This window comes from Streptomyces monashensis (genome assembly GCF_001866665.1).
Classification (GTDB): Bacteria; Actinomycetota; Actinomycetes; order Streptomycetales; family Streptomycetaceae; genus Streptomyces; species Streptomyces monashensis.
Map to the genome: position 1 here is coordinate 1 of NZ_MLYO01000096.1, position 7,364 is coordinate 7,364.

A 7,364-nucleotide genomic window follows, 5' to 3' on the forward strand; every position below is an offset into this window, starting at 1 on the left:
CAGGACCGCGGAAAACATAACGGGGGAGGCAACTTCGGTGCGATCACCGCACTGGAGTTCGCCACCAAGGATATCCGAGACCTCAGTTTCACCAGGTTCATGGTCACCTGGCCCGACACCGCCACCGCCACCGCGACCGCGGCCGTGATTCAGGGCTGGACGGTCTTCAAGGCCGACCCGACGACACCGCGTGCGGTGTGCTGCGCCTTCGAGCAGCCCGGCGACTCCGACATGCCCGCCCTGCCCACCGTGACCGGTACGTTCATCGGCACGCCCGCAGGCCTCGCGCCGGTTCTGGACCGGCTGGCCGCGGAGGTGGGCCGGCCCGGACCGGCCGGGTGATCGTCCCCTGCGACTACCCACGGACCGCCTGCGAAGCGGACCGCTGGGGCGGCGGCATCTTCGGACCCCGGGTCGCTTTCGCGGCCAAGTCATACGTCGTGCGCGAACCGATCAGCCCGGCATCAGCAGCCGAAATGGCCACAGCTCTCGAGCAGTTGCACCAGTTCACCGACCGTACACACGCCGACCGCAGACTCACATGGCTGCGTGACGTCCACGCCACCATGCAGCCCCACCTGGGGACCGGCGGCTACACCAACGGCATGGATCCCGAACTGACCGTGGGCGGTGGCTTACCACGGTGAGAAGAACCACCCCAGGATGCAGCGCGTCAAGGCCGCCTGTGATACGGGCGGCTGCTCACCTTCCCCCAAGCAGTCACGCCCGGCCCGGTCGCTGAGCCTGACGCCGACGATCAGAACCCGAAGACTGCGCGGGCCCCGCTCAGTACAGCCGGCCCGCGCCGGGGGTGGCGGCCTGCTGCCGGTCGCTCGTGGTGTAGGCGAAGTTGAACACCGTACGCCGCACACCCGGGCGGCGCAGGGGCGTGACCCGGTGGGCGGTGGTGTCGCTGCGCAGCAGGTAGCCCTCGCCCGGGCGGTGGTGGGCCCGCCGTACGACGGGCGTGTCCAGCGCGCACAGCCCGTCGGCGCGGGGGATGTACTCCAGGATCCCGCCGTCGGCGGGGTCCTCGGGTGCCTCGGTGAACATCACCAGGGCCAGCGGGTAGTCGTCGGTGTGGGCACCGTGGGTTTCCCCGTCCCGGTGCAGGGCATTGAGGACGTGACGTTCGAGCGCCTCGCGCACCGGCACAGCTCGCATCCCCGCGACGCGGCCGATCAGCCGGATCAGCCCGCTGTCGTGGTAGAGGCGCATGATCAGTGGGGACTCCCGGGCGATGACGTGACCGCCGAGGGTGGTCATGTGACGGGGTGAGGAGTCCATGCACTCCATGGCGAAGTCCCGCCGCCCGGCGAGCCGTTCCAGCCGTGCCGCCTCCGCGCGCAGGGCCCGGAGGGCCGGCGGCAGCAGCCCGGGCAGCGGGAGGTAGCCGTCAGCGGAGAAACGGCCGGACAGAGCGCGGGTGTACTCGGGTAAGAAAAGCACTGTCTCGCTCTACCCGGCTCTGTCCCGGAACACGCCGGAGAAGGGTTCACCGCGAGGCACCCGTCCCGGGCCCTGGAACTCGCGACCGGGCGACATCACCGGCTGGTGACGGCCCTGTGCCGGATCCTCGTGGAGATACTTCGCGGGGCTCGCCCGGCCGGACACGGCCGCTCCCACGGCCTCGTCGGCATCGACCTGGTCCCATGGCGGCGGTGCGGTCCTCGCGAGCCCTGCGCAGATGGCTCAGCACAGCCGGAAAAGCAGCTTCAGATAGCAGGGCCGGTCCGGCCGTGGCACGGACGCCGCACGGGAGCGAACGCCTCCTGCGGGAGGGGGAATTCCCACGTCTGGCCCAGGACGACGGCTGCCGCGAGCCGGCCGATCTCGTCGGATCCCCGCGCCCCGTGTCCATTGCCGCCGCTGACCACGAACAGGCCGTCGTCGTCCAGGCGGCCGATGTACGGGTAGCGCGAGGGGGTCTTGTCGACGACGCAGCAGGCCTCGCGGACGGAGAACGGTGCCGGGCCGGGAAGCAGCGTGCGCATCGTCCGCAGGAGAAAGTCCGACTGATCCGCCGTGATCCTCTGCCGGACGCACCAGATGAGGATCTCCCGCGCCGTGCGCAGTTCCTTCACCAAGGGCTGCATCGCAGGCCCGATCCGCAGGTACCACCTGCCGTCGGGGTAGCGGACGGGCGGCAGCAGGTAGGCCGACATGTTGTCGTCGCCCGAGTCGGCCGGGTCGATCGTCACGACCGTGGGCAGGTCCCGCAGCCGTGCACGCTGGGCCGCGCTGTTCTCGAACAGGAGGTTGGGCTCGGTGAACACCTGGAGGTCGAGCTGACGGCCCGGGGGAAGGCGTTGCCGTGGTTGACCAGCGCCCCGCCGCGACGAGGACCTTCTCGGCCCCGACGCCGAAGTCCTGCCCGCACACCTGCCACAGGCCGGCTTTCTCGTCCCTGCGGACGGAGGTCACCGATCCGCGCAGCAGCCGCGCACCCGATGCCACGGCCAGTGCCAGCTGGGCTCGCACCAGTCGCCGGGGATTGATGTAGCCGGCGTTCCTGCGCTCCAGGAGGGCCTCGACACCGCCGGCGATCGGGGGCGGCCGCAGCCCGGGGAACTGTCGGCGCACGTCCGCGCCGGTCAGCCGTTCCACCACGACGTCGTCGTCCCGTCCCGAGCTGAGCATGCGCTCGGTGTGGTCGCCGAGGGAGGCCGCTGTCAGCGCGAAAGACCTGCACTCCTGGAAGAAGTCGGTGCCGGACTCTGCCTCGATGTCCCGGTAGCGGGCCGTCGAGCGGGTGTCCACGGTGCCCGAGAAGCGATCCCAGCCCAGGCAGCGGGCGATCCGGGACTCGTCCTGGTAGGCGCCGAACTCCGGCAGGCGGGCACTTGCCCGGTACGGCGGTTCCGCGGCGCCGATCACGACGGTGTCCGCGCCCGCGCGGCTGAGGTACTTGGCCGCCGCGGAACCGAACATCCCGGCAGCGACACCGGCGACCTGCGTGTTGCCCAACACGATGCTCCTCATGGATCCATGTCGCAGGCGGCCGGATACTCGCTCCCGTCGGCGTTCTGACCGCAGGACATGCTGCAGGGAGGGGGGATGCGACATGTACTGGGTGACACCGGCCAGCAGCGCGTCGTAACGTACGGGTCCAGCGGCGGGGAAACGGGGGAGCGTGATGGACAGGCGGGAGCGGGTCGGCTCAGGTGACCCGGAGTCGCCGGACGGACGGTCCCTCATTGCCGGGCGCTACCGGCGCCTCAGGCTGCTTGGGCGCGGCGGTATGGGCGTCGTGTACGAGGCGGACGATACGCGGCTCGACCGACGGGTTGCGGTGAAGATGCTGACGGCGGTCGAGGGGCTCGGCGAGGACAACGAGGCATGGGAGCGCTTCGTGCGGGAAGCGCGCGCGCTTGCCAGGATCGACCACCCCGGAGTCGTGACGCTGTACGACAGTCTGGTGCAGAACGGGACCGGGACGCCCTACCTGGTGATGCAGTTGCTCGACGGGATGAGCCTGGCGGACCTGATCTCGGCGGTGGGACGGCTGCCCGCGCCGGCCGTTTGCGCCGTGGGTCTCGGAGTCGCCGACGCTCTGATCGCGGCACACGAGGCTGGTGTGCTCCACCGCGACCTCAAGCCCTCCAACGTCGGCATCACGCGCGACGGGCGAGTCGTTCTGCAGGACTTCGGGTTGGCACGGCTGGCCGGCGAGGCGGCGATCACCAGGACCGGAGTCGTCGTGGGCACCCCGCAGTTCATGGCGCCCGAGACCATCAGCGGGGCCGATCCGGGGCCGGCGGCGGACTGGTACGGCCTCGGTGCTTGCATGTACCTGATGATCACCGGGGAGATGCCGTTCGGCGGAGCCGCGGAGGTCGGCACCATCGTGGAACAGGCATTGGGCGCTGGCATCCCCCGGCTCGGCGGGCGACCCGAAGCCGGTGCGGCGTGGCTGACGAGCCTGGTCGACGAGTTGTGCGAGAAGGACCCCGCCCGGCGTCCGCAGGACCTCAAAAGGATACGCAGCCTTCTTGAAGGCGGAGCGGAAGGCGGGACCGAAGAGCTCGTCGGCCTGCTCAACCGCGAAGTCCGTGACGGTGCGGTGCGGGCGGTCTTCGACGCCCCCGCTCGCGCCGAGGAACTGCCCGAGTACGACTGGGAACAGGCCGACACCACCTTGCAGGCCCCGGAGGCCGGTCCGGGCCCCTTCCATCCCGCCACTCTCAGCGACGCCACCCGTCGGATCGTCCTCGCCAGGATGACCGCGCGCAGCGCCCTGTCCCGCCAGCGCGAGGCCGCCAACCTGGTACTGCGCGGCCAGGTGCGGGAGGCTGCGGAAATGCTGTCGGTGGTCGTCCAGGTGTGCCTCTCGTCGCTCGGCCCCGACCACCCGACCACCCTCACCAGCCAGTACTGGCAGGCCCTGTGCCTGGCCAGGCTCGGCGCCGGGGCGGAGGCACTGGACCTGCTCGCCCGGGTGAACAGGCGTGTCGTCGCGCGTACCGACGGAGACGAGAGAAACGGACAGAGACGATGACTGACCTGGTCGCGGAGATCGAGGCGGCCGACGGGGCCGAGGACGACCTGCGCTCCCTGCTGCGCTGGCTCCACGAGGACGAGACGCTCGACGTGCGTGGCCGCATCGGCGGCGCACCGCCCACCTCCGGGGCCATGGGCACCGGCTTCGACCTGCTCCAGCTCGCCGTCGGCAGCGGACTGTCCACCGCCTCGCTCATCGTCTCCGTCCTGCAATGGCAGTCCTCCCGGCACCACGCGCCGGCGGTGACCCTGCGCCGCGGCGAGGTGGAGGTCGTCCTCACCCCTCAGGCGGCGCGTGACGAGGAGACCCTGCGCGCCCTCATCGGCCTGCTCGACGGACATCCCGCCGTGCTGCCGGCACCGCGGACGGAGGAGACCGGAGGCGATGGCGGCACTCCCTGACCCGGCGCTCTCACGAGCCGTCCTCATCGGCACCGCCTCTTACCGGCACCTGCCTCAGCTACCCGCGGTCGAGGCCGGCGTGGTGGACCTCGCCGCGGAGCTGTGCGACGCCACGGTGTGGGGGCTGCCCGTCCAGCACTGCGCCGTCGTCACCGACCCGCTCAGCCCTCAGGCGATCCTGGACCCGGTGTACCAGGCGGGCGACGAGGCCACCGACACCCTGATCGTGTACTTCGCCGGCCACGGCATGCGGGACACCGAGTCCGCCGACCTGTACCTCGCCCTCGGAGACACCCGCGAACACCTGGGCTACACCGCCGTCGCCTACCAGCATCTGCGCGCCGCCCTGCGCGCTGCCCGCGCCCGACGCAAGATCGTCGTCCTCGACTGCTGCTTCAGCGGCCGTGCCGCCCGCGCCCTGGCCGGCGACGGGGACCTGCTCGCCGCGCAGGCCGCCGTGGACGGCGCCTACGTGCTCACCGCCTCACCACGCGACCGCCTCGCCCTCGCGCCCGACGGAGAGCGCTACACCGCCTTCACCGGGGAGCTGCTGGGCATCCTGCGCCAAGGCGTCCAGGACGGCCCCGAGCTGATCGACCTGGACATGCTGTACCGCGTCCTCGAAGAGCGCCTGCGCGCGAAAAACCGCCCGCTGCCCCAGCGCTCCCAGGAAAACGGGGTGGGACGGCTGCCGCTGGCCCGCAACAAGGCGCGCGCCGACCGTCACACTCCCGCAGGCCCCGTGCTGGCCGCCGACGTGCACTCAGCCGTGGTCGCCACCGGCCTGGCGCTCGCCCGCCTCCTGCGCACCCACGGCAACGCCCGCGACGCACTGGCCGTCCTCCGGGTCGCACTGCAGGAGCAGACCAATGGGGCACGCGGTGACCTGCTCGCCGTACAGCTCGAACTGTCCGAGCTGCTCGCCGAGACAGGTCAGGTCAAAGAGGCCATCGAGCTCCTGGAACAGGCCTTCCGCCAAGTGCACAAGGTCTACGGCCCTGAAGCCGTCCTGGTGTGCAGACGGTTGGCAGACCTGCTCCAGGAGTCGGGAAACCATTTGCAGGCGTGCGAAGTGCTCAAGCACGCCCTCGACATCGCGGAAGGGAGTGGTTCCTCTCCGGAGACTTTCCCGATCAGGCGATGAGCGCGCGCTGGTCACCGAGCGCGCGTGGGAGCTCGCGGCGCAGGTGCCTTGCTGCGCGAGCGGTGGGCGGCCATCGCCCCCGAGCTCGCCGTGCACGGCGCCGCCGTGTCCTACGACGCCGATGCCGGGCAGCTCACGGTGTGCCCGCAGTCGTCGGCCCGGGCGACGAGGACCCGGCTGGAGCAGGAGTGGATCATCGCGGCGCCAACGCGCCGGCGGGCCCGGACGGTTGTCCGCGCCCTGCGTGTCCTGGCGCGCCCGGCGCGGTCCCGGTGTCCGAGCCGCCCGACGCCGATCCGGTGCCCGCGGCCGCGCCCGCCGGGCTCGTGCGCACCCGGGAGACCGCCTCGCCGCGCTACCGTCGTGCTCGCCGCGGACCACGAGGCGGCCCCGTCGCGCCGGGTGCCCCGCCACCTCGTACTCCAAGCCCCTCGTGGTCGCCCGCATGCTCGGCCACCACGACGACATCACTGTCCAACCCGCCACCGAGGCCGGGGGGAACCTGGAAACGTTCTGCCCCCGGAGATCGCGCTCGGTGATTCGCGCTCAGCGACGGATGCGGAAAGCCGGTCACGCATGCCCTTCGTCACCCCGCAGGTACGCCCCCGCACGCGCCGCAGCCACTGCGGCCTCGGCGGCCTGGTCCGCGGCGGCTTCGTCGAGGCCGCCGCTGCTGGTCAGCAGCCGGTAGTAGAGGGGGGCGGAGACAGCGCGGATCACCTCGTGGACATCGGTGCCCTCAGGCACCTCGCCCCTGTCGATGGCCTGCTGGACACAGGGTGCCCATTCCTTGACGCGGATGTCGTAGAAGCGGTGCAGGGCCTCGGCCGTCTTCGCCTCACAGGTGGCGGCGGCGATCACGGCTTTGAACAGCGCTCCTTGCCGCGGATCGGCCAAAGTGCGCTGCACGAGCCGGGCATTGGCCTTGAGATCACCGAGCAGCGAGCCGGTCTCGGTACGCGGCAGCGACTGCTCGGCCATGTCCGTCAACAGGTCGGCCACCAAGATGGTCACCGTTCCCCAGCGGCGGTAGACGGTGGTCTTGCCCACCTCGGCACGGCGCGCGATGTCAGCGAGGTCCAGGCCGGCAAAGCCATGCTCCGCCAAGGCGTCCCCAGCCGCCTGCAGCACCGACGCCCGCACCCGCGCCGTGCGTCCTCCAGGACGGACGGTCCCCGGATCCGCACCCTCAATCCTCATAATGGCACTCCAGTTTCGTTAATCACTCACATCTGCTACGGTGAGACCACACTCTAACGGAACTTCAGAACCATTAGCCAAGCCAGGCGACGAGAGAGACATCTCACGTGCCTAAGAA

Annotated in this window: 7 protein-coding genes and 2 pseudogenes; 5 read left to right on the forward strand and 4 right to left on the reverse strand. The window is 71.0% G+C overall.

The features are described 5' to 3' along the window. Positions 1 to 342 (forward strand): annotated as a pseudogene (locus BIV23_RS41550) (hypothetical protein); the annotation flags it as partial. Positions 343 to 476: 134 nt separating this feature from the next. Then, complete coding sequence (locus tag BIV23_RS50960) at positions 477 to 647, forward strand: hypothetical protein (RefSeq protein ID WP_177240231.1); 171 nt, start codon at positions 477 to 479, stop codon at positions 645 to 647. A gap of 139 nt (positions 648 to 786) precedes the next feature. Here BIV23_RS50960 and BIV23_RS41560 read toward each other — a convergent pair whose 3' ends face one another. The 3 genes and pseudogenes from BIV23_RS41560 to BIV23_RS54205 all read right to left on the reverse strand — a co-directional run. Beyond that, on the reverse strand, positions 787 to 1,449 hold the full coding sequence (locus BIV23_RS41560; RefSeq protein WP_071386197.1) for a HalD/BesD family halogenase: 663 nt from the start codon (positions 1,447 to 1,449) through the stop codon (positions 787 to 789). Between the two features lie 266 nt (positions 1,450 to 1,715). After that, a complete protein-coding gene (locus BIV23_RS53425) occupies positions 1,716 to 2,276 on the reverse strand; it encodes an FAD-dependent oxidoreductase (protein WP_071386198.1) in 561 nt (186 codons plus the stop codon). Positions 2,277 to 2,301: 25 nt separating this feature from the next. Next, positions 2,302 to 3,198, reverse strand: a pseudogene (locus tag BIV23_RS54205) (FAD-dependent oxidoreductase); the annotation flags it as partial. Here BIV23_RS54205 and BIV23_RS41570 point away from each other — a divergent pair. From BIV23_RS41570 to BIV23_RS41580, 3 genes are read left to right on the forward strand one after another with little or no spacing between them, the layout of a single operon-like run. Beyond that, positions 3,137 to 4,498, forward strand: a complete 1,362-nt coding sequence (locus BIV23_RS41570; protein ID WP_071386199.1) for a serine/threonine-protein kinase — start codon at positions 3,137 to 3,139, stop codon at positions 4,496 to 4,498. The pseudogene BIV23_RS54205 and the gene BIV23_RS41570 overlap by 62 nt on opposite strands. Continuing rightward, entirely contained in the window at positions 4,495 to 4,902 is a 408-nt protein-coding gene (locus tag BIV23_RS41575) for an effector-associated constant component EACC1 (protein WP_071386200.1), read from the forward strand. Before BIV23_RS41570 ends, BIV23_RS41575 begins: the two co-directional genes overlap by 4 nt. Further along, entirely contained in the window at positions 4,886 to 6,046 is a 1,161-nt protein-coding gene (locus BIV23_RS41580; protein ID WP_071386201.1) for a caspase, EACC1-associated type, read from the forward strand. Before BIV23_RS41575 ends, BIV23_RS41580 begins: the two co-directional genes overlap by 17 nt. Before the next feature lie 570 nt (positions 6,047 to 6,616). On the opposite strand, the gene BIV23_RS41585 is transcribed toward BIV23_RS41580, so the two are convergent. Further along, positions 6,617 to 7,246, reverse strand: a complete 630-nt coding sequence (locus tag BIV23_RS41585; RefSeq protein WP_071386202.1) for a TetR/AcrR family transcriptional regulator — start codon at positions 7,244 to 7,246, stop codon at positions 6,617 to 6,619. Positions 7,247 to 7,364: the final 118 nt, after the last annotated feature.